Here is a 20086-nt window from a genome sequence, read left to right as displayed (position 1 = left end):
ACTGCTCCTGTTTTGGCGTACTCATGTTACCTTCTCTGTCGCGCGGTATGTCAGGTAGCAGCAAAAAAGTTCCATTGCCCTGACAGTTTTTGCACAATTTGGCAGGAGCAGCAGCAGAAAACCTGCAAAATTGGCTTAAAATGGCAGAGCCGCCACCTTGGCACAGGAAATGATACTACACCTGTGGTTTCAAAGCTTAACTATCAACCATAAAAACTTAACAACATAACAAACTATGTCAATCAGCATAAAACCATTAGCAGACAGAGTGATTGTAGCTCCTGCTGCAGCAGAAGAAAAAACCAAGTCTGGTATCATTATTCCTGATACTGCTAAAGAAAAACCACAACGTGGTGAGGTAGTAGCCGTTGGCGAAGGCAAAGTGTCTGAGCAAGGTGCCCTGATGAAGCCACAGCTGAAAGTTGGCGACCAGGTATTGTACGGAAAATATGCCGGTACCGAAATCTCTATCGACGGCAGCGATTACCTGATCATGCGTGAGTCTGATATCCTGGCAATTCTTTAATAGAGCAAATTCGTAAGTAAAACTTAACTGGAATTAAATAAAATGGCTAAAAACATCACTTTCGATACCGAAGCGAGTGGCAAGATCAAAGCCGGCGTTGACAAACTGGCAAATGCTGTAAAAGTAACCCTGGGCCCGAAAGGCCGCAATGTTATCATCGACAAAAAGTTTGGTGCTCCTACCATTACCAAAGACGGTGTATCGGTAGCAAAAGAAATCGACCTGAAAGACCCGATCGAGAACATGGGTGCGCAGCTGGTGAAAGAGGTTGCCTCTAAAACAGCTGACCAGGCCGGTGACGGGACTACTACCGCTACTGTACTTGCCCAGGCGATCTATGCTGCCGGTATCAAGAACGTAGCTGCAGGCGCCAACCCAATGGATTTGAAGCGTGGTATCGACAAAGCGGTAAACGTGGTTGTTGAAAACCTGAAATCGCAGTCCAAGAAAATTGAAAACTCTTCTGAAATATCGCAGGTAGGTACTATCTCTGCCAACAACGATCCTGAAATCGGTAAAATGATTGCCGACGCCATGGACAAAGTGGGTAAAGACGGTGTAATTACTGTAGAAGAAGCAAAAGGTACTGAAACCGAAGTAAAAACGGTAGAAGGTATGCAGTTTGACCGTGGTTACCTGTCGCCTTACTTCGTTACCAACGCTGAGAAGATGGAAGCGGATTTCGACAATCCGTACATCCTGATCTACGACAAGAAAGTTTCTACCATGAAAGAACTGCTTCCGGTACTGGAGCAGGTAGTGCAGACGGGCAAAGGCCTTATCATCATCGCGGAAGATGTGGATGGCGAAGCCCTTGCTACACTGGTAGTTAACAAACTGCGTGGCTCGCTTAAAATTGCCGCTGTGAAAGCTCCTGGCTTCGGCGACAGAAGAAAAGCGATGCTGGAAGATATCGCCATCCTGACAGGTGGTACCGTGATCTCCGAAGAGCGTGGTTACAAACTCGAAAACGCAACCCTTGACTACTTAGGTCAGGCCGAGAAAGTGATCATCGACAAAGACAACACCACCATCGTTAACGGTGCCGGTAAAAAAGACGATATCACAGGCCGTATCAACCAGATCAAAGCGCAGATGGACACTACTACATCTGACTATGACAAAGAGAAACTGCAGGAGCGTTTAGCGAAACTGTCTGGTGGTGTAGCTATCCTTTACATCGGTGCTTCTACCGAAGTGGAGATGAAAGAGAAGAAAGACCGCGTTGACGATGCCCTGCACGCAACACGCGCTGCTGTGGAAGAAGGTATCGTAGCAGGTGGTGGCGTGGCGCTTATCCGTGCCATCGAATCGCTTGGCAATGTAGCCGTTGAAAACGACGACCAGTTGACGGGTGTACAAATCGTGAAAACAGCGCTGGAAGCTCCGCTTAGAACGATCGTTTCCAATGCAGGTGGCGAGGGTTCTGTGGTAGTACAGAAAGTACGCGAATCCAAAGCCGATTTCGGTTACAACGCCCGCGAAGACAAGTACGAGAACCTGTTCGCAGCCGGTATCATCGACCCGACAAAAGTAACGCGTCTTGCACTTGAAAACGCTGCTTCTATTGCTGGTCTGCTGCTTACTACCGATTGCGTGGTATCAGAAGAGCCGGAAGAAGACAAAGGTGCCCCAGCTATGCCAGGCGGCATGGGTGGCATGGGCGGCATGATGTAATCATTCCCAGCTATAAAGGAAAAGCCGGCATCGCTCCCGATGCCGGCTTTTCTGTTTTTTCTTGTGTTCTGCACCTGCCTCCATTCCCGCTGCTCCTCACCAGCTGGGAAAAAGCTTTTTTAACACTTAAAACTCTGCTGCTCCTGTCACCACAGCCGCTGCTACAGGTCCCGTACTTTGATGTTGATGTCATGTGGGGCAACTTCATCGCCTCCGAAGTATGGGTAAAGCTGGTAACCCTCTCCTATGCCGTTACAATTCCGGGGCATTTTTACTTCTTTTTTGTTCACACTGAAGACATATTTTTCATCTTCAAATTTGATTTCGCAGATGTACGGCTTGCCCAGTTCTATATGGTCAATAAACTTTGATTCGCGGTTCTTGTTTTTGTAGGTATAGGCATGAATTTCCAGCCTGTTCTTGTACCACCGCCAGCCAAACCGGGCGCTGTTGGTATGGTGCTCCGAGTTGCAGTCCGACAGGCCGTACAGTTTGTTTATATCAGCCTGGTTATCCGGGTTTACGGTCTGGTAGATGGCAGTGCTATCAAAGGTAACTTCGAAACGCATGGTAGCTGCCGTTACTTTTTTGATGCCGCTGTTGGAGGAATGTGCTCCCGCCTTAATCTGGTAAAGTCCTTTTTCGGTAGTAGTAGAAACTGCAAACTGCTCATCCAGGTTGGCAGTTAATTCGCAGGAACTGAGGCCAAGGCCAAGCAGAAGCACCAGCAGGGTGTGCTTCTTCATGAAATTGAAAAACATGGGCTAAAAGAAGAAAATAATTTAGTTTTGTTAAGGGGTTTTTTACAGGTAAAATAACATTTACTGTCATTGGTGTTGCAACACATAACCATGATAAAAAAGTTTAATTTTTTGCATAAAAAAAAGCCCCTGTTTCCACAGAGGCTTTTTGATTATCCAGAATAGAATTTATTAATGAATACCGTGCATCCATTTCCGCATTAGCGGAGTCAGCAGAAGTGCAAGTACAGCAAAACCAAAAGCAACATAGGCGATTTGTTCGAAAACGCTGGTGTAAACGGCCAGTGAAGCAAGAGCAGAAACATCGCCGCCTTCGCCGCTTCCACTTACCGAAGTCAGCTTGGCAATGATACCGGCAATGTGGTGGGCAAACGAAGAGGAAAGGAACCAGACACCCATAATAAACGCCACGATTTTTTTAGGCGAAAGCTCCGTTACTTTCGATAAACCCACAGGCGAAATAAACAACTCCCCTGTCGTGATGAACAGGTAGCCCAGGATCAGGAACCAGATAGAAACGCGGCCCTCGGCATCGGCAAAGTTACCGCTCCAGGCAAAAATAAGGAAGCCAAATCCAAGTTGTGCGATGCCTAAGGCAAACTTCACCGGGGTAAAGGGGTTCATGCGCAGCTTCGACAGGAAAACCCACATGGCCGAGAACGGCAAGGCAAAAAGCACGATAAAAAATGGGTTTATCGAGTTGGTTTGTGCAGCGTTCAGGAACGTCAGGTTTACATTTCGTTCGGCAAACAGCGTGAGCGAAGAACCCGCCTGCTCAAAAAAGGACCAGAAAACCGTAATGAAGAAGGTCAGCAAGATCACCACAAACAGGCGGTGGCGCTCCACTTTATCAACTTTCACCAGGTTATAAATCAGCACCAGCGCGATTACCGGCAACAGTGCATAATACAGTACATAATCGATCAGATGTCCGTTAAACTCCGTGATACCTAAACCAGGCAGGTCGAGCGTGCCATGGAACAGCAAAATACCGAAGAAAGGCAACGACAGGATGGTGAGCAGCGGCACCCATGCCCCCCTGGATATACCAGCTACACGCTCTTTTACGGCCACAGGATCGGGAGCCAGTCCGTTACTGCCAAAAACACCGCTTCGGGAACCGTTCCAGAACATGATCAGACCAAATAACATACCTATACCGGCCGCCGCAAACCCATAGTGCCAACCAAATGTTACGCCCAGGTAACCACACACCAGTGGCGCCACCATCGCTCCTATGTTAATGCCCATGTAAAAGATCGTAAAACCGGCATCGCGTCGGGCATCGCCCTGCTTATACAGGGTACCTACCAGCGTCGAAATGTTCGGTTTGAAAAAGCCGTTTCCGACAATCAGGAGGGCCAGTGCACCGTAAAAGAAAAGCGGATGCTCAATAGCGAGCGCAAAATGCCCGAGTGCCATCAGCACCGAACCTAACATAATGGCCCTGCGGTACCCCAGCAGTTTATCGGCTACCATACCACCTATCACGGGTGTGGCATAAACCAGGGCGCCATAAGCGGCATAAATACCAAACGCGATCGTATCGCTGTATAACAGTTCCTGCACCATGTACAGGACCAGCAAAGCCCGCATGCCATAAAAGCTGAAGCGCTCCCACAGTTCAGCAAAAAAGAGATAGAATAACCCTTTCGGATGACCCCACATTTCAGGTCCGGTTGGTTCGGCTCCGATAGGCGCATTCTGCTCGCTTACCTGGTCCGTAGCCGTGTGTTCTCGTAAAGACATAAAAGATTGTAGTTGATAGTTAGATTAGTTTTGTGTACAACGATAGTAAATATATCAGTTTAACGACACCCGAACAAATGTTTCAGACACAGGTTTGTCGCTGCAAACCTGAAGCAGCTGATATTCATGGCCAATATAACATCTTCTAAACAGTCTTTTCATTATTCAGGCTCCGGTAGCTGGTGATTCTGACAAATGCATCTCCAAAATTATCGTCAAAAATGGCGGGTACATCTTCTCATATTTCCGTAAGAGGTGCTTAAGTACGCTATTTTGAAAACAACAAACAGACAGGCAACATGAAATTATACGGAAAACAAACTGATACGCAGCTGTTGGAAGAAGCAGGTATACGTGAGGCAAAAGAGGTACTATGGAACTTAAGCCCCGCTGAACTGATAGAAGAAGCAGTTAAAAATGGTGAAGGTCTGCTAACCGATACCGGCGCGCTGATGTGTGACACGGGTGAATTTACAGGCCGCTCTCCACAGGACCGATTTATTGTAAAAGATAAACTCACCGAAAATACCGTGTGGTGGGGCGACATTAACATTCCGTTTGATGCGGCAAAGTTTGACCGGTTGCACGCTAAAATGCTGGAATTCTTAAAAGGCAGGAAACTGTATGTACGCGACGCCTGTGCCGGAAACCATCCGGATTATCATATGAAACTCAGGATTGTGAATACACAGGCCTGGCATAACCTGTTCTGCTTTAACATGTTCCTCCGGCCATCAGAAGAAGAACTTGAAGACTTTCAGCACGACTACACCATTCTCTGTGTTCCGGAATTCGAAGCTGATCCGGCCACAGACGATACCCGGCAGTCGAACTTTGCCATCATCAGTTTCAGGAAAAAACTTATCCTGATTGGGGGCACCTGCTACACCGGCGAAATGAAAAAAGGCGTGTTTTCGATTCTGAACTTTCTGCTGCCCTGCCGCAAAGATGTGCTGGCCATGCACTGTTCTGCCAACATCGGGAAAGAGCACGGCGACACCGCAATTTTCTTTGGCCTCTCCGGCACCGGCAAAACAACCTTATCCACCGACCCGAACCGCTGCCTGATTGGCGACGACGAGCATGGCTGGGCTGCTGACGGTGTGTTTAATTTTGAAGGCGGCTGCTATGCCAAAGTAATAGACCTGACCAAAGACAAAGAACCGGAAATCTGGAATGCCATCCGGTATGGCGCGATTCTGGAGAACACCCGTTTCTACGAAGGCACCCGCACCGTCGACTTTAGCAACAGAACAGTAACGGAAAACACCCGGGTTTCTTATCCCATCCATTTTATACCCAACGCGGTAGAACCGTCCAGGGGCGGTGTTCCCAAAAACATTTTTTTCCTGGCAGCCGATGCCTTTGGTGTACTGCCTCCTATTGCGAAGCTGAATACCAGCCAGGCCATGTATCATTTCATTTCAGGCTACACGGCCAAAGTGGCAGGCACCGAAGTAGGCATAAAGGAACCAAAAGCAACCTTCTCGGCATGTTTTGGAGCAGCCTTTCTGCCTTTGCACCCGACCATGTATGCTGAACTGCTGGGCAGAAAAATGACAGAACACAACGTAACTGTGTGGCTGGTGAATACCGGGTGGACAGGCGGCCCCTACGGCACAGGCACCCGTATGAAACTACCTTACACCAGAGCCATGATAACGGCAGCACTGAATGGCGAACTGGAAAATGTTGAATATACGGAACATCCCATATTTAGAGTCGCCATGCCACAGTCCTGCCCCGGTGTACCCGAAAACATCCTGAACCCGCGCAACACCTGGGCTGATAAAGCGGCTTACGATAAAAAAGCAAAGGATCTGGCCGCCTCTTTCGTGAAAAACTTCGAAAAGTATGCTGAATACGCAAACGAAGAAATACTTGCAGGTGCTCCAAAGCTAACCTAAACCTTTAACTTTGGGATATTATTGAAGGTTACGCCAGATAAGCGCAAGAAAACATTAGTCAAAACAATCAGCCTGCAGGTTGAGAAATAGCAGAACTGACGGTTGCTTTAAATCTGCAGATTTCGTATTGTTAAGTAGAATTACCAAACATTAAACCCAAAACCGTGCACCTGTTTTTTACACCAGATATCAAAGAAGACATCTACACCTTACCCGAAGAAGAGTCGAAACATTGTACCCGTGTGCTGCGCTTACAGCAGGGCGACACTGTTTACCTGGTCGATGGCAAGGGAGGACGCTATACTGCCATGATCATGGAGGTGCATCATAAAAAATGCAGACTGCAGGTAATTGATAAGCAGCAGGAGTATGGCCAGTTACCCTATGTCGCGCAAATTGCCGTGGCTCCTACCAAAAACATGGACCGCATGGAGTGGTTCGTGGAGAAGGCGGTGGAGATCGGCATCAGCGAAATATTTTTCCTGGAGTGCGATCATTCGGAGCGCAAGAACATCCGCCTCGACAGGCTCGAGAAGATTGCCGTCAGTGCCATGAAGCAGTCGCAGAAGGGGTACCTGCCACTGTTGCACCCCATGATGCCTTATAAGCATTTCGTGCAGATAAGTGTTCCGGAGCAGACTTTTATTGCTCATTTAGAAGAAGATGCCACCAAAAGCCTGAAGGAATACTACACCCCCGGAAAACCGCATTGCATCCTGATCGGTCCTGAAGGCGATTTTTCGGAACCGGAGATTAAACTTGCTTACGAGGCGGGCATCCGGCCCATCACGCTGGGCAAAAGCAGGCTGCGTACCGAAACCGCTGCACTTGTCGCCTGTCATACCTTACATGTACTGCACGACCTTCTAGAACCGTTATAGGGAAAGCTACTACCGAGCGTCGCGCAACAAACAAAACCGAAACGAATTTTATGAAACGTATATTCCTGCTCTTATTTTCCCTTACCCTTTTACAAATAGCCCTGGCACAGGGCTACGGGTTTAAAATTGCCAAACTCAAGTACAACGGCGGCGGCGACTGGTATGCCAACAAAACATCGCTGCCCAACCTGATTAAATTCTGCAACCAGCACCTGAACATGAACATAGCCCGGGAAGAGGCTGTGGTAGAAGTTGGAAGCCCGGAGCTTTTTAGTTACCCGTTTGTGCACATGACCGGGCACGGCAACGTGGTGTTTTCTGATGCCGAGGCCCTGAACCTGCGCAACTACCTCATCAGCGGCGGCTTCCTGCACATCGACGATAACTACGGGCTGGACAAGTACATTCGTCCGGAGATGAAGAAGGTGTTCCCGGAGCACGAATTTGTGGAGCTGCCTTTCTCCCACCCTATCTACAAGCAGAAGTTCACCTTTAACAACGGGCTGCCCAAAATTCACGAGCACGACAACAAGCCGCCGCAGGGTTTTGGCATCATACACGAAGGCCGCCTGGTGTGCTTTTACACCTACGAAACCGACCTCGGCAATGGCTGGGAAGATCCGGAAGTACACAACGACCCCGAAGACAAAAGGCAACAGGCTTTAAAAATGGGCGCCAACATTATCGCTTATGCGCTCACGCAGTATTTGTAAGTTGTCAGAATTGGGATTCGTCAGATTATTGGATTAATCAGATTGATATTTCTGAAAGAAAATCAGCACTATCCTTTTATCTGTGTAAGCAGCGATTCAGACAGTGGACAGAACCAAGACACAGCAACCGATAGCTACTCAAGCTGTCTGTAATCAAAAAACAAAGTCCCATTAATCCCCCAATCTGACGAATCCAAATTCTGACAATTACCGGTACTTCCGCTGAAAAATTTCGGATAGCACAAAGGCATCGCGCGCAGTCTGCGGGTTTTGCAGCATCGCGGCATATTTGCTCTTTTGACGAGCCGATGCCTTATAAGCTTCAAACGCTTCATGCTGCGCAATTTGCCGGCGCTGCGCCCGCCGCATGGCCTCCCGCGCTTCTTCGGGGTTTTCCAGCGACAATGCCTCTTCTGCTGCCACTTCATAGCTTTTGGCCGGTCTGGGCGGTGGCGGTGACGGAACTTTCTCCTTCACTTTCTCTACCACCGGACGCGCCTGTTCTTTGGCCCGTTCTGCCTTCGGTTGTAGCTCCCGGAGAATATCTTCCAGCGAAGTGGAAGGTGCCGCAGGCCGTTGCGGTGCTTGCTGGCGGTGCTGCTGTGGCTTTGGTGGCTGCGGCTGTGAAGCTGGTTTGCGCTTCGAAGGCACTTCGGGCGGCATCTCCTCTTCCTTGTCCTTAAACGCTTTACGCCAGGTGTTGTACAGGAAAAAGGCAACGGCTGCCAGTATATATAATATTACTTTTAAATCTTCCATAGGGCTGTCTCTAGTCAAATATAGCAAAAACAAAACGCAAACAGTGTAGCTTCTTCAGATATTTATACCCACAGAAAGTGCTTTGGTAACAGAATTAGCTTAATTTTGAAAGTTGATTGAAGAAAATCGGCAGAAGCGAATGCAAGTATCAAGATTAGAAATAAAAGGATTTAAAAGTTTCGGAGACCGTGTCGTGATCAACTTCGACGATGGAATCACCGGTATCGTGGGTCCGAACGGGTGCGGCAAGTCCAACATTGTAGACGCCATCCGGTGGGTGCTCGGCGAGCAGCGGACACGTAACCTGCGCTCCGATAAAATGGAGAACGTTATTTTCAACGGCTCCAAAACCCGGAAACCGGTGCAGCTGGCGGAGGTGTCGCTCACCTTCGATAACAACAAGGGAATTCTGCCCACTGCCTATACGCAGGTAACCATCACACGGAAATACTACCGCAGCGGCGACAGCGAGTACCAGTTAAACGGTGTGACTTGTCGCCTGAAAGATATCAACGAACTCTTCCTCGACACCGGTATCGGCTCCGACAGCTATGCCATTATCGAGCTGAAGATGGTGGACGAGCTCCTGAACGACAAGGAAAACTCCCGCCGCCAGTTATTCGAAGAAGCTGCCGGTATCTCCAAATTCCGGGTGCGCAAGAAGCAGACGCTTAAAAAGCTCGAAGAAACCGATGCCGACCTGGCCCGTGTGGAAGACGTGCTTTTCGAGATCGGCAAGAACATGAAAACGTTGGAACGTCAGGCAAAACAGGCTATTAAGTACTTCCAGTTAAAGGAAGACTATAAGAAGCATAGCCTGGAGTTTGCCCGCCGCAATATTTCACAATACCAGCAAACGCTGCAGCGCCTCGACCAGGATGTGAAGCAGGAAACGGAGCTGAAAGAAAGTTATGCCGAAGCGGTAACCGAAGCAGAAAACGCCATTGCCGACGAGAAACTGGTGCTGCAGCATACAGAAGAGCAACTAAGCGAAAGCCAGCGTACCATGCAGGTGCAAACAGCCAAGCTGCGGCAGTTGGAGAACGACATTAAACTGAAATCGGAACGCAGCTACTTCCTGAAAGAGCGCATCCAGCAACTGCGCCAGCAGATCAGCCAGGACGCCGCCAACCTCGACCATACCAAGGAAAGCATCCTGCAGCTGCGCGAAGAACTGGAAGAAGTACAGGAGCAGTATGCCGACACAGAAGAGCAGGTAAGCGCCCTGAAAGAAGACCTGCAGGAAGCCAATGAGCAGAAGCAGGCCCTGCAGGAGCAGTTCCAGGAGCTCACCCAACAGCAGCGCGAAAAGCAGAACGCGGTATTCCAGCTGCACAAATCGCTTGAGATAAACCAGGTACAGGTGCAAAGCATCAACACCGAACTGGAGCGCCTGCAGCAGCAGCAGCTTACCGCCGACGAAGATGCGCGCATCCTGGAAGAACAACTACAGGAAGCACAGGCGGTGCTGGAAGAGAAAACCGGCCTGCTCGTGCGGCTTCAGGCACGTGAGGAGCTCCTGCTCCAGAATATCGAGAAAACCGAAGCCGACATTGAAGAACTAAAAGTCCAGCTAACGGACCTGAACCGGACGCTGGATGCTAAACAGAACCAGTACAACCTGACCAAATCGCTGGTTGAGAATCTGGAAGGTTTCCCGGAGGCAATCCGCTTTCTCTACCAGTCCGACAGCTGGTCCAAACCGGCTCCGCTCCTTTCCGACATCATCGTGTGTGAGCAGGAATATAAAGGGCTGATAGAAAGTTACCTGGAGCCTTACATGAACTTCTTTGTGGTAGATGCCCTGGAAGATGCTGTAGAGGCCGTTGAGCTGCTGAAAAAGGAAAACCAGGGTCGCGCCAACTTTATCATCCTGTCCGAAATAGAAGAGATGGAGCCAGGCGGCACCTACTCGGACGGCAGAATGAAAGCAGCTTACGAGGTAGTAAAAGCCGATAAAAAATACAGCAACCTGCTTAAGTACATCCTCAGCAACGTGTACATCAGCGAAGGTTCCGACGATGATTTTTCATCCGAAGACTACCGCACAATCATCCTGAAAGACGGCTCCGCCATTAAAAAGCCGCTGAGCTTATCGGGTGGTTCTGTCGGGGTGTTTGATGGGAACCGACTGGGGCGCAAGCAGAACCTGGAGCAGTTAGCCAAAGAAGTGGAAGACCTCACGCACCAGGCCGACCTGCTGCAAAGCCGCATCAACACGCAGCACCAGATCCTGCTCAATTACAAAGGCGAATCGCAGAAAGAGCCTATCAAGCATCTGGAAAAGGAAGTTGCCAAACAACAGCAGGAGTTACTGACCGTCCGCATCCGTCATGAGCAGCACCAGCAGAACCTGCAGAACTTCAACCTGAAGCAGCAGGAGTTGTTACAGCGACTGGAAGAACTGGAGCAGCAGGCCGAGGAAGTTTCGCCGCAGGCCGAGGAAGACCAGCAGGAACTGGTGCGCCTGGAAGAGGAAATAGCAGTGTTCAGCTCACAACTAAACCGCCAGCAGGAGCAGATTTCGGTCGTGTCGGGGCAGTACAACCAGGCCAACATTCAGTTCCACCAACTCAAGAACCGCTTTGCCAGCCTGCAGCAGGAAATCAGCTACAAGCAAAAAGCCGTTGAAACGAACCAGGAGCGTATTGAAGGCTTGAAGCAGGAGTTTGCCAAAGCGGAAGAAGAAATAGCGCAGGCCGACGATTTTATCGAAGAGCACCAGGCTATAGCTGAGACAATGGTGGCTGCCAGAGCAGAGTTTGCCCGCGATCTGGAGGAGATCGAGAAGAAGTATTTCAGCCTGCGTGGCGCTTTGGACGAGAAAGACAGGATCATCCGGGAGCTGCAGCGCAAGCGCCAGAACAGCGACGAACTGCTCATGCGCATGCAGCAGACCATCAACGACACCAAAATCAAGCTGGTATCGGTACAGGAGCGCCTGGCGGCCGAGTTCAACCTGGCATCCGAAGACCTGGAAAAAGATATTCCGGAGCTGGAATCGACGGAGTTGTTTGCCCTCTCCAACGAAGAGCTTAGCCAGCACATCAACTCTGTAAAAACGAGTCTCGACAAAATGGGCCCGGTAAACGCCATGGCCGCCGAAGCCTATGCCGAAATCGAAGAACGCGACCGCTTTATAACCGAACAGCGCAACGACCTGCTCAACGCCAAGAACACGCTCATCGATACCATCAACGAGATCGATACCGTCGCGAAAGAAAAGTTCATGGATGCCTTCAACCAGATCAAGCAGAACTTTATGCTGGTGTTCCGCAGCCTTTTCACCGAAGAAGATAACTGCGACCTGGTGATCACCGATCCGAAAAACCCGCTGGATTCGCGCATCGAGATTATGGCACAGCCGAAAGGCAAGCGACCGCTCACCATCAACCAGTTATCAGGTGGCGAGAAAACACTGACTGCTATTTCGCTGCTGTTCGCCATTTACCTGCTCAAGCCGGCCCCGTTCTGTATTTTCGACGAGGTGGATGCGCCGCTGGACGATGCGAACATCGACAAGTTCAACAACATCATCCGCAAGTTCTCCAACGATTCGCAGTTTATCGTAGTTACGCACAACAAACGCACCATGGCCTCGACGGATGTGATGTACGGCATCACGATGATAGAAGCCGGTATTTCCCGGGTGATCCCGGTTGATTTAAGGCAGATAGCGTAGCCGCTACAAGCTAAAAAACAGCAGCGCCAGTACCGGAAACGATACTGGCGCTGCTGTTTTCAGTTAAAAAAGTTCTCTGCACCAGCCACCACAGCCTCTGCTGCTCACTATAGTTTTGCTGGTGCGAGCTTGTAGCTCGTTCTTATTGTCCACGAGAACGAAGTAAAGCAAATTGTTTAGTTACATAAAGCTTTTGCATGCTGCATGTAGCAATTAAGCCTACAAAACTAAAGTACGAGCTACAAGCTCGCACCAGCACAAACCTGCTGATTCGGATTTGCAATCCGAATCAGCGAGTGTAGCAGAAAAAACAGCAGCGCCAGTTGTTTTCGGTTAAAAAAGTTTTCTGCACCAGCCACCACAGCCTCAGTTGCTCTTACCGCACTCCTTTCTCCGGGTACTTTCCTTTCTTGGTTCTGTAGAAGGCCAGGATCTTCTCCATGTCCTCTTCCACATTTCCCGAAGGGTAAATAGCCGGACCTATTCCAGCCTCTTTACGCTCGTAATCGAGGTAGCCCAGCACGATGGGTACGCCTGCTCCTAAAGCCACATGGTAGAAGCCCATGCGCCAGCGTGGCTGGTACTTGCGCGTTCCCTCCGGCGTCACCATGACACACATGTCGCCCGGCGTTTCTTTGAAAATCCGGATCATGGCATCCACCATGCGGGTATTCTTTGACCTGTCGACAGGCAAAGCGCCCATCGATTTCAGCAGCCCGCCAAACGGGAAACCCATAAACTCTTTTTTGATCGTGAAGCGGATGGGCGCATCCATCAGGTAGAAGGCTGCCCGGGCGTAAATAAAATCCCAGTTGCTGGTGTGTGGCGCCGCAATCATAACACAGCGTCGTAACTCAGGCGTCAGGTTTCCGACCAGTTTCCAGCCGGCAACTTTAAAGATTACTTTCGAGAGTAGTTTTGCAAACATATACGGACAAAAATATAAGCCACCCTAAAATTAATTAGAATGGCTTAATGTATGGTAAAATCAGAATGTATAGCTACAAAGATTTATCCAGATTTACAAACCGTATCTGATAACCCTTGACTGCTCCTGCCACAAATACACCTGCACACCTACGCCAAACATAGGTCCATACGAATAATTATCGCGTACCGTATTTGTTTCGAGGAAGTACTGGAAGGCCACCATGGGCTCAATGGCTACCTTTTCGTTCAGGAAATAAGCATAACCTACCCCTATGGTTGCTTCATATAAGTTATACTCCCTGCCCGGTTGAAAATTGCGCAAACCTGCTGCACCGGTTACTTCACCAAACAAACCGTTGTCCAGGTAATAACGTGCATAGGGGCCGGCCAGTAAATAAGTTGCCCTGCTTACTTCGGTAGTTGTTTCTTCCATGGGTCCTTCCGGGGTATCGGTGGTGGTAGTAACATTGGTGGAGGCTCTGGTGTAGTTGGCATTAAAATTCAGCCCAACTACAAAATCATTCAGAAAAAAATACCCTGCCCTGAAACGCGACATGGCCTGCAGCCTGTTACCGGTTTCATAGCCCGTTATGCTCCGGATATCGATGCTGTTGCTAAACCGCGAATAGCTGGCACTCGCATTGCCTCCCAGCATTATGGAGTTTTGCTTCACCTTGGCAGGAACCAAATGACTCCTATTTTCCTGTGCTCTGCCTAGAAAGGGGAAAACAAGTATAAGTAAAATTAAAGTATATCTTTTCATATCATTTCAGGTTTTATACTGTAGATATACGAAAGACCTATACTTTTAAATAATACTTTTCAAATATTTTTTAACGTTTGAGCACTTATTTTTTGGATTAATCTTAATCTTTTTTCATTTTAGACTCAAATACCCCTATTAAAGCCCTGAGGTGTTTTTCCATGTGAAGCGTATATTTATATCCAATTTCAAATATTTCATCCGCTTTTCTGAAATCGACCAGCCGGTAGTGTTTTAGTTCCTGCGGCTCCAGGAGCATATCGCACAAATGCAGCCGCAGTTTTACATTGTTGTTCACCCCAAGCTGTACGGCCCGCTCCACCATATTCCGGATAGAAACCAGTTCTGCCTGGTGGTTGATCGGGTTGACATGCACTCCTATTTTTAAATCGCAATTGTTGTAGAGCGGATCGATGGGCAGGTTATTCAGCAGTCCGCCATCGCAGAGCAGCATGTTTTTGTAATGGATAGGCCTGTAAAGGATAGGCACAGCAGTTGTAGCCAGAAGCGGCTGAATTAAATTCCCGGTAGAGAAGTAGGCCGTAACGCCTTCTTTCATTTCGGTAGCGCTGATGATAACGGGAATATTTAAATCTTCGAAGCAGGCATTGGCCCCCAGGTGCATCTGGTAGAGCTTCTCAATTTCATCGAGGTGCATCAGCCCCAGCCGCCCAAACGAAGGGCGGGCCACTTTAAAAATAGTTAGCTGCTTTATCAGGCGGAGGATATCGTCGGGGGCATAACCGGCTGCAAAAAAAACAGCGGCAATAGCCCCGGAGCTTACCCCGGACATGATGCCAACTTCAATATTGAGTTCCCGGAGGGCTTTTAATACTCCTAAGTGAGCAACTCCCCTGGCTGCTCCACCCGAAAGCGCCAGACCAATCTTCATAGGATTATACTTCGCTTAGTGAAAATGTTTTGTCTAAACGAATTCCTTTTTCGGTATGTTGCACGGAACAGCATTCATTTACCGGATCGTGCTCCAGGAAAAGAATATATTGCTCGTCAGCCGCCTTTTGCAGGAAAGCTGCTTTTTCATCTAAGGTAAGCAGGGGCCGGGTATCATAGCCCATCACGTACGCCAGCGGAATATGCCCCACCGACGGCAACAGATCGGCCATAAAGACCAGTTTTTTGCCTTTGTAAGGGATAACCGGCAGCATCATTTTATCGGTGTGCCCGTCAGCAAACAGGATGTCGAACTGTGGAAACGGAGAAGGAGCCGCAACATCAATGAATTGCAGGTGCCCGCTTTCCTGCATGGGCAGGATGTTCTCTTTCAGGAAGGATGCCTTTTCGCGGGCATTGGGTTCGGTAGCCCATTTCCAGTGGTCGGCATTGGACCAGTAGATAGCGTTCGGGAAAGTTAATTCATAGCCGCTTCCTCCACTCCTATACTTCACACCACCGCCACAATGGTCGAAGTGCAGGTGCGTCAGGAAAACATCCGTCACATCCCCGGGTGCAAAGCCGGCCTTGTGGAGCGACTTCAGCAGCGTGTCGTCGCCGTGCAGGTAATAATGGCTGAAGAATTTGGCATCCTGCTTATCACCCAGGCCATTATCGATCAGGATAAGGCGGTCGCCGTCTTCAAGCAACAGGCAGCGCATGGCCCAGGTGCAGAGGTTATTTTCGTCGGCAGGATTGGTGCGCTGCCACAGCGTCTTGGGCACCACACCAAACATGGCGCCGCCATCCAGTTTAAAGAAGCCGGTATTGATGATGTGGCGCTGCATATAAGTTAAAAAGTTTGAACCACTGATTCTTTTGATTAACGGATGAACAGGATTAGATTTGTCTGAATCAGGATTTACAGAATTTATGATTTTTTTGTCTGAACCGGGATTAAGCAGATTAACGGATTAACAGGATTAGATTTGTCTGTGGCTAGTGCAGGATCGAGGTTCGTGCAGGAGACGCGGGCACCGCGTCTCTACAGCCATATCCCCAACCTTTCTACCTCCCTGTTACAGGGTTGAAAATCTTCAACCCCTACAAAATCGACCTCTCTACCTTTCCACCTTTCTACCTCTTTACTTTTCTAACTCCTAAACTCTCTAACTCCCAAACTTGTTACGCTTCCTGCACAACCCCCATCGAAGAGAACTTTTCGATACGTTGTACAATTCGCTCTTCCGCCTCTATACCTTCCAATTCATCCAGCAAGTCGAGGATTTTCTTTTTCAGGCTACGCATCATTTTTTCGGGTTCGGTATGCGCGCCGCCCAGCGGTTCTTTGATGATACCGTCGATCAGCTTGTGCTGCAGCATGTCGGTTGCCGTAAGTTTGAGGGCTTCGGCTGCCTGTTCTTTGTAGTTCCAGCTGCGCCAAAGGATGGAAGAGCAGGATTCGGGGGAAATTACGGAATACCAGGTATTTTCGAGCATCATCACACGGTCGCCGATGGCAATACCCAATGCACCGCCGGAAGCCCCCTCTCCTATGATGATACAGATCACGGGCACCTTCAGCATAAACATTTCCTTCAGGTTACGGGCAATCGCCTCTCCCTGACCTCGCTCCTCGGCTTCCAGTCCCGGGAAAGCACCCGGTGTATCAATGAACGTTACGATTGGTTTACCGAACTTCTCCGCCATTTTCATCAGGCGAAGCGCCTTGCGGTAGCCTTCCGGGTTCGCCATACCAAAGTTACGCATCTGGCGCTGCTTGGTGTTGCGACCTTTCTGCTGACCGATGAACATGATGCTTCTGCCATCCACTTCACCGAAGCCGCCTACCATCGCTTTATCATCGCTCACGGTACGGTCGCCGTGGAGCTCGATAAATTTGTCCGTCAGGCCTTGTATATAATCGAGCGTGTACGGTCTGAGTGGGTGCCTGGAGAGCTGCACACGCTGCCAGCGCGTCAGGTTAGCATAGGTTTCCTTTTTCAGCGTCTTTATTTTTTCTTCCAGCGCTTTTACTGCTTCCGAAACATCAACCTGGCTATCGTCGGCCAGTCTTTTCATTTCCTGCAGTTTGCCTTCCAGGGCGGCTATAGGTTGTTCGAAGTCTAAAAGCATATTTTTTCCAGCTGTTTACAGGTACAAATTTAACAGTTTCCGGCATTGATGGTAATATGGAGCTTAAATTAATAAGGGCTTAAAAAATAAATGCAGTGGTTTTGAACCGGTTACAAAAATTTTAAAGAAATATAGGTTTAAAAAGATGTAGAGCACTTGCAGAATTAAAATTAACCTTCTACATTTGCATCACCTTAACGATTAAGACACAACGAAAGGCAAACGGTCTGGTAGTTCAGTTGGTTAGAATGCCGCCCTGTCACGGCGGAGGTCGCGGGTTCGAGTCCCGTCCAGACCGCAGGTAACACTGCGGTAAGTAGTACAGAACAAACGGTTCTGATTAAAATTTTGGTCTGGTAGTTCAGTTGGTTAGAATGCCGCCCTGTCACGGCGGAGGTCGCGGGTTCGAGTCCCGTCCAGACCGCTCTTCTTATGGAAAGAGCCTGTAGCTTTTGGGTTACAGGCTCTTTTTTTTCTAATGACTTAAGGGAGGAGCTCTGGTATTTCATGATGCTAATTCATAACCTCGTCACTGTCCTAACTAAAAGACCAGCACTGTTACTCGTACCAATCTGGTTATTGGTTCACGTGTTTCTTTACCAATGGTTTGGTGTAAAAGTAGTGTATGACAGCCACCGGTATCTGGCGTATGCGAACTCCCTGGCAGAAGGCTCTACTTTCTGGTATCAGAGCAGCAGTATTTTTTACAGCACCTATGCTTTGCTGCTCTTTTTTCTATTGCATGTATTAAAGCTGCCTCTTATTTGTGTTGTCCTGTTGCAAACCGTCCTTTCAGGAGTAGCAGCCATCTATTTATACAAAACAACTTTTCTCCAAACCTTCAGCAGACTTTCAGCGCTCCTGGCTACATTTCTATTCATTGTGTGGCCTGATCTGCAGTCATGGAATCTGTACATTCATACCGAATCTCTATATATAAGTTTATCGGTTTTCATCCTGTACCTCTTCGTCAGGAGCCAACAAAAGGTTACTGACAATGAACGACTTAAATTACTTTTCCTATTGTTATTGATTATGTTCCTGCGACCAAACGGGCTTTTTTTAACTGCAGGGATAATAACTGCTATCCTGATTGTCCGCTATAAAGAAGCCTTTTTCCTGGCAGGAAAAAGGCTTCTTCTTTTCATTCCGCTGTTGCTTCTTTTAGTGGTTTTAATTTTATTGCTTGAGGTATTTTCTCCCCTCCAGTATTTTATAAACGGTCAGGTGATACAAGGCTACAATGGAATTACGGTAACGCTAAACTTCCCTCCTGCCTTTGATCATTCGAGACTGGTGATCTTTCAACTCATGGAGCTATTCTTTCACCAGCCCCTACAATGCCTTAAACTCTTGTTGTTGAGATTTTTATTTTTTTGGGGACAAATACGCCCCTATTACTCTTTGAGGCATAATCTGTTAATTGTAACTTTCTTTATCCCTGTTTATTATTTAGCTATCACAAAGCTGGGTAACCTGAGATTACGGCATCCCGGAATAACTCTTATGGCAACATTAATGCTCTTACATACGCTAATGGTGATGGCTGTTTCGGTAGATTGGGATAACCGGTTTATAGTACCTGTGCTGCCTTTTGTTTTTGTTTTAGCTGGTTTTGGTGCAAAAGCGGGTAAAATAAGGAATTGAGGGATGCTCCTATTGCAAAACTAATATTGAAGGGTATGAGGAACATACGTATCAGCACGACATAAATCTGTATCTCGCCTTCTGAGCCTATGCCCCAGACAGAAGTTTAAGAAAGCCATGGGCAACGACGCCCAACGTGCCGGTATAGCCCTGAGCTATATGCTGTGGAACTTTACTCCTTCTTTGCCATCTGCAAAAAGCAGAAGGTCATACATCCATCCTATCAGTGGCTCAAATATACATTGGAGAACATCATAACCACCAATTACAAGATCAGATCATCTCAGACCTCTACCCGCAGAACCTTAAGCATAAATCAAACAAGTAGTTGGGCAGGCGGATACCTTTTATCTGTATTGAATGAGGCTGTACTTTTAAAATAAATTGTAGAACATATTAGCTTTAATAAATTAAATTTTTAAATTGTATTCTATTTCGCTCTATACAAATTTCGTCCATAACATCGAATAAGCTATCATATTATGAAAAATGCCAAAACTTTTACTACTAGGACTCTTTTTATGCATTATTTGAGCAAGAAGATATTAAGTTTCTTTTATAATAAACCATGGTCTTCAGATTATTGGGAAAAACGATATTCTAGTGGAGGAACCTCGGGTAGCGGATCTTACAATAGACTTGCTGAATTTAAGGCTGATGTTTTAAAATCATTTATAAAAAGATAATGATGTTAAATCAGTAATTGAATTTGGATGTGGGGACGGTAACCAATTATCGCTTGCTAACTATCCAAAATATATTGGTTTAGATATTTCTCCAACAATAATAGAAAGTTGTAAAGAGAAATTCAGAAAAGACGCATCAAAAGCTTTTTATGAAAATAAACCAAGCATCTTACAAAATAATAAAAGTAAATTTGAAAGTCAGCTTGGCCTCTCAATAGATGTTATTTTCCATTTGGTAGAGGATGAAGTTTATAGTAAGTATATGACTACCCTTTTTAGATTAGTAAAGCTGTCAGAATAAATTCATCAACCTTCTTTTAAAATTTGGTGTAAATCAGTGAGTGACTTTATCTTAATCTCACTTACATGATAATAGAT

The 20086-nt window shown here is 47.7% G+C and carries 17 protein-coding genes and 2 tRNA genes; 11 read left to right on the top strand and 8 right to left on the bottom strand.

All coding sequences use genetic code 11. The features are described 5' to 3' along the window. Positions 1–235: 235 nt before the first annotated feature. Entirely contained in the window at positions 236–526 is a 291-nt protein-coding gene (gene groES, locus DCW36_RS14860; RefSeq protein WP_114783417.1) for a co-chaperone GroES, read from the top strand. Positions 527–568: 42 nt separating this feature from the next. Next, positions 569–2203 carry a chaperonin GroEL gene (gene groL, locus DCW36_RS14855; protein WP_114783415.1) on the top strand — a complete coding sequence of 545 codons (1635 nt, stop codon included), beginning with the start codon at positions 569–571 and terminating at the stop codon, positions 2201–2203. Positions 2204–2364: 161 nt separating this feature from the next. Here the strand turns inward: groL and DCW36_RS14850 are convergent, their stop codons facing one another. Together DCW36_RS14850 and DCW36_RS14845 are read right to left on the bottom strand one after the other, a co-directional pair. Continuing rightward, positions 2365–2949, bottom strand: coding sequence for a hypothetical protein (locus DCW36_RS14850; protein ID WP_114783473.1), 585 nt, complete (start codon positions 2947–2949; stop codon positions 2365–2367). Positions 2950–3135: 186 nt separating this feature from the next. Next, positions 3136–4713 (bottom strand): peptide MFS transporter, encoded by a 1578-nt coding sequence (locus tag DCW36_RS14845; RefSeq protein ID WP_114783414.1) that lies wholly within the window; start codon positions 4711–4713, stop codon positions 3136–3138. 299 nt (positions 4714–5012) lie between these two features. Here DCW36_RS14845 and pckA point away from each other — a divergent pair, with 299 nt between their 5' ends. The 3 genes from pckA (at position 5013) to DCW36_RS14830 (ending at position 8214) form a co-directional block, all read left to right on the top strand. Further along, on the top strand, positions 5013–6620 hold the full coding sequence (gene pckA, locus DCW36_RS14840) for a phosphoenolpyruvate carboxykinase (ATP) (RefSeq protein ID WP_114783413.1): 1608 nt from the start codon (positions 5013–5015) through the stop codon (positions 6618–6620). Between the two features lie 164 nt (positions 6621–6784). Further along, positions 6785–7501, top strand: coding sequence for a 16S rRNA (uracil(1498)-N(3))-methyltransferase (locus DCW36_RS14835; protein ID WP_114783412.1), 717 nt, complete (start codon positions 6785–6787; stop codon positions 7499–7501). Between the two features lie 50 nt (positions 7502–7551). Further along, entirely contained in the window at positions 7552–8214 is a 663-nt protein-coding gene (locus DCW36_RS14830; protein ID WP_114783411.1) for a DUF4159 domain-containing protein, read from the top strand. Positions 8215–8421: 207 nt separating this feature from the next. On the opposite strand, the gene DCW36_RS14825 is transcribed toward DCW36_RS14830, so the two are convergent. Further along, on the bottom strand, positions 8422–8973 hold the full coding sequence (locus DCW36_RS14825) for a hypothetical protein (RefSeq protein WP_114783410.1): 552 nt from the start codon (positions 8971–8973) through the stop codon (positions 8422–8424). A 139-nt stretch (positions 8974–9112) separates the two neighbouring features. On the opposite strand from DCW36_RS14825, the gene smc reads away from it, so the two are divergent. Next, positions 9113–12655 (top strand): chromosome segregation protein SMC, encoded by a 3543-nt coding sequence (smc, locus tag DCW36_RS14820; protein WP_114783409.1) that lies wholly within the window; start codon positions 9113–9115, stop codon positions 12653–12655. 376 nt (positions 12656–13031) lie between these two features. Here the strand turns inward: smc and DCW36_RS14815 are convergent, their stop codons facing one another. From DCW36_RS14815 to DCW36_RS14795, 5 genes are all read right to left on the bottom strand, one after another. Continuing rightward, positions 13032–13583 carry a 1-acyl-sn-glycerol-3-phosphate acyltransferase gene (locus DCW36_RS14815; RefSeq protein WP_114783408.1) on the bottom strand — a complete coding sequence of 184 codons (552 nt, stop codon included), beginning with the start codon at positions 13581–13583 and terminating at the stop codon, positions 13032–13034. A gap of 93 nt (positions 13584–13676) precedes the next feature. Next, entirely contained in the window at positions 13677–14348 is a 672-nt protein-coding gene (locus DCW36_RS14810) for a hypothetical protein (protein WP_114783407.1), read from the bottom strand. 103 nt (positions 14349–14451) lie between these two features. Continuing rightward, a complete protein-coding gene (locus DCW36_RS14805; RefSeq protein WP_114783406.1) occupies positions 14452–15240 on the bottom strand; it encodes a patatin-like phospholipase family protein in 789 nt (262 codons plus the stop codon). A gap of 4 nt (positions 15241–15244) precedes the next feature. After that, a complete protein-coding gene (locus DCW36_RS14800; RefSeq protein ID WP_114783405.1) occupies positions 15245–16087 on the bottom strand; it encodes an MBL fold metallo-hydrolase in 843 nt (280 codons plus the stop codon). Positions 16088–16424: 337 nt separating this feature from the next. After that, entirely contained in the window at positions 16425–17375 is a 951-nt protein-coding gene (locus DCW36_RS14795) for an acetyl-CoA carboxylase carboxyltransferase subunit alpha (protein WP_114783404.1), read from the bottom strand. A 224-nt stretch (positions 17376–17599) separates the two neighbouring features. On the opposite strand from DCW36_RS14795, the gene DCW36_RS14790 reads away from it, so the two are divergent. The 5 genes from DCW36_RS14790 to DCW36_RS23030 all read left to right on the top strand — a co-directional run bounded on the left by DCW36_RS14790 (position 17600) and on the right by DCW36_RS23030 (position 20009). After that, a tRNA-Asp gene (locus tag DCW36_RS14790) sits at positions 17600–17673 on the top strand. A 52-nt stretch (positions 17674–17725) separates the two neighbouring features. Then, positions 17726–17799: transfer RNA gene (locus DCW36_RS14785), tRNA-Asp, on the top strand. Positions 17800–17807: 8 nt separating this feature from the next. Then, positions 17808–19022 (top strand): hypothetical protein, encoded by a 1215-nt coding sequence (locus DCW36_RS14780; RefSeq protein WP_114783403.1) that lies wholly within the window; start codon positions 17808–17810, stop codon positions 19020–19022. A gap of 482 nt (positions 19023–19504) precedes the next feature. Continuing rightward, positions 19505–19708, top strand: coding sequence for a hypothetical protein (locus DCW36_RS14775; protein WP_125185483.1), 204 nt, complete (start codon positions 19505–19507; stop codon positions 19706–19708). 16 nt (positions 19709–19724) lie between these two features. Beyond that, positions 19725–20009, top strand: coding sequence for a methyltransferase domain-containing protein (locus DCW36_RS23030; RefSeq protein WP_114783471.1), 285 nt, complete (start codon positions 19725–19727; stop codon positions 20007–20009). The last annotated feature ends 77 nt before the right edge of the window (positions 20010–20086 follow it).

It is taken from the genome of Botryobacter ruber, assembly GCF_003347595.2.
Taxonomy (GTDB): domain Bacteria; phylum Bacteroidota; class Bacteroidia; order Cytophagales; family Hymenobacteraceae; genus Pontibacter; species Pontibacter ruber_A.
This window is presented reverse-complemented; position numbering and strand designations above follow the sequence as displayed.

What these genes read in the sequence shown, in the direction of transcription:
- DCW36_RS14800 (WP_114783405.1), bottom strand. Translation starts at nt 16,087, where the DNA reads ATGCAGCGCCACATCATCAATACCGGCTTCTTTAAACTGGATGGCGGC.
- DCW36_RS14810 (WP_114783407.1), bottom strand. Translation starts at nt 14,348, where the DNA reads ATGAAAAGATATACTTTAATTTTACTTATACTTGTTTTCCCCTTTCTA.
- DCW36_RS14845 (WP_114783414.1), bottom strand. Translation starts at nt 4,713, where the DNA reads ATGTCTTTACGAGAACACACGGCTACGGACCAGGTAAGCGAGCAGAAT.
- groL (WP_114783415.1), top strand. Translation starts at nt 569, where the DNA reads ATGGCTAAAAACATCACTTTCGATACCGAAGCGAGTGGCAAGATCAAA.
- groES (WP_114783417.1), top strand. Translation starts at nt 236, where the DNA reads ATGTCAATCAGCATAAAACCATTAGCAGACAGAGTGATTGTAGCTCCT.
- DCW36_RS14780 (WP_114783403.1), top strand. Translation starts at nt 17,808, where the DNA reads ATGGAAAGAGCCTGTAGCTTTTGGGTTACAGGCTCTTTTTTTTCTAAT.
- smc (WP_114783409.1), top strand. Translation starts at nt 9,113, where the DNA reads ATGCAAGTATCAAGATTAGAAATAAAAGGATTTAAAAGTTTCGGAGAC.
- DCW36_RS14795 (WP_114783404.1), bottom strand. Translation starts at nt 17,375, where the DNA reads ATGCTTTTAGACTTCGAACAACCTATAGCCGCCCTGGAAGGCAAACTG.
- DCW36_RS14850 (WP_114783473.1), bottom strand. Translation starts at nt 2,949, where the DNA reads ATGAAGAAGCACACCCTGCTGGTGCTTCTGCTTGGCCTTGGCCTCAGT.
- DCW36_RS14825 (WP_114783410.1), bottom strand. Translation starts at nt 8,973, where the DNA reads ATGGAAGATTTAAAAGTAATATTATATATACTGGCAGCCGTTGCCTTT.
- pckA (WP_114783413.1), top strand. Translation starts at nt 5,013, where the DNA reads ATGAAATTATACGGAAAACAAACTGATACGCAGCTGTTGGAAGAAGCA.
- DCW36_RS14830 (WP_114783411.1), top strand. Translation starts at nt 7,552, where the DNA reads ATGAAACGTATATTCCTGCTCTTATTTTCCCTTACCCTTTTACAAATA.
- DCW36_RS14805 (WP_114783406.1), bottom strand. Translation starts at nt 15,240, where the DNA reads ATGAAGATTGGTCTGGCGCTTTCGGGTGGAGCAGCCAGGGGAGTTGCT.
- DCW36_RS14775 (WP_125185483.1), top strand. Translation starts at nt 19,505, where the DNA reads ATGAAAAATGCCAAAACTTTTACTACTAGGACTCTTTTTATGCATTAT.
- DCW36_RS14815 (WP_114783408.1), bottom strand. Translation starts at nt 13,583, where the DNA reads ATGTTTGCAAAACTACTCTCGAAAGTAATCTTTAAAGTTGCCGGCTGG.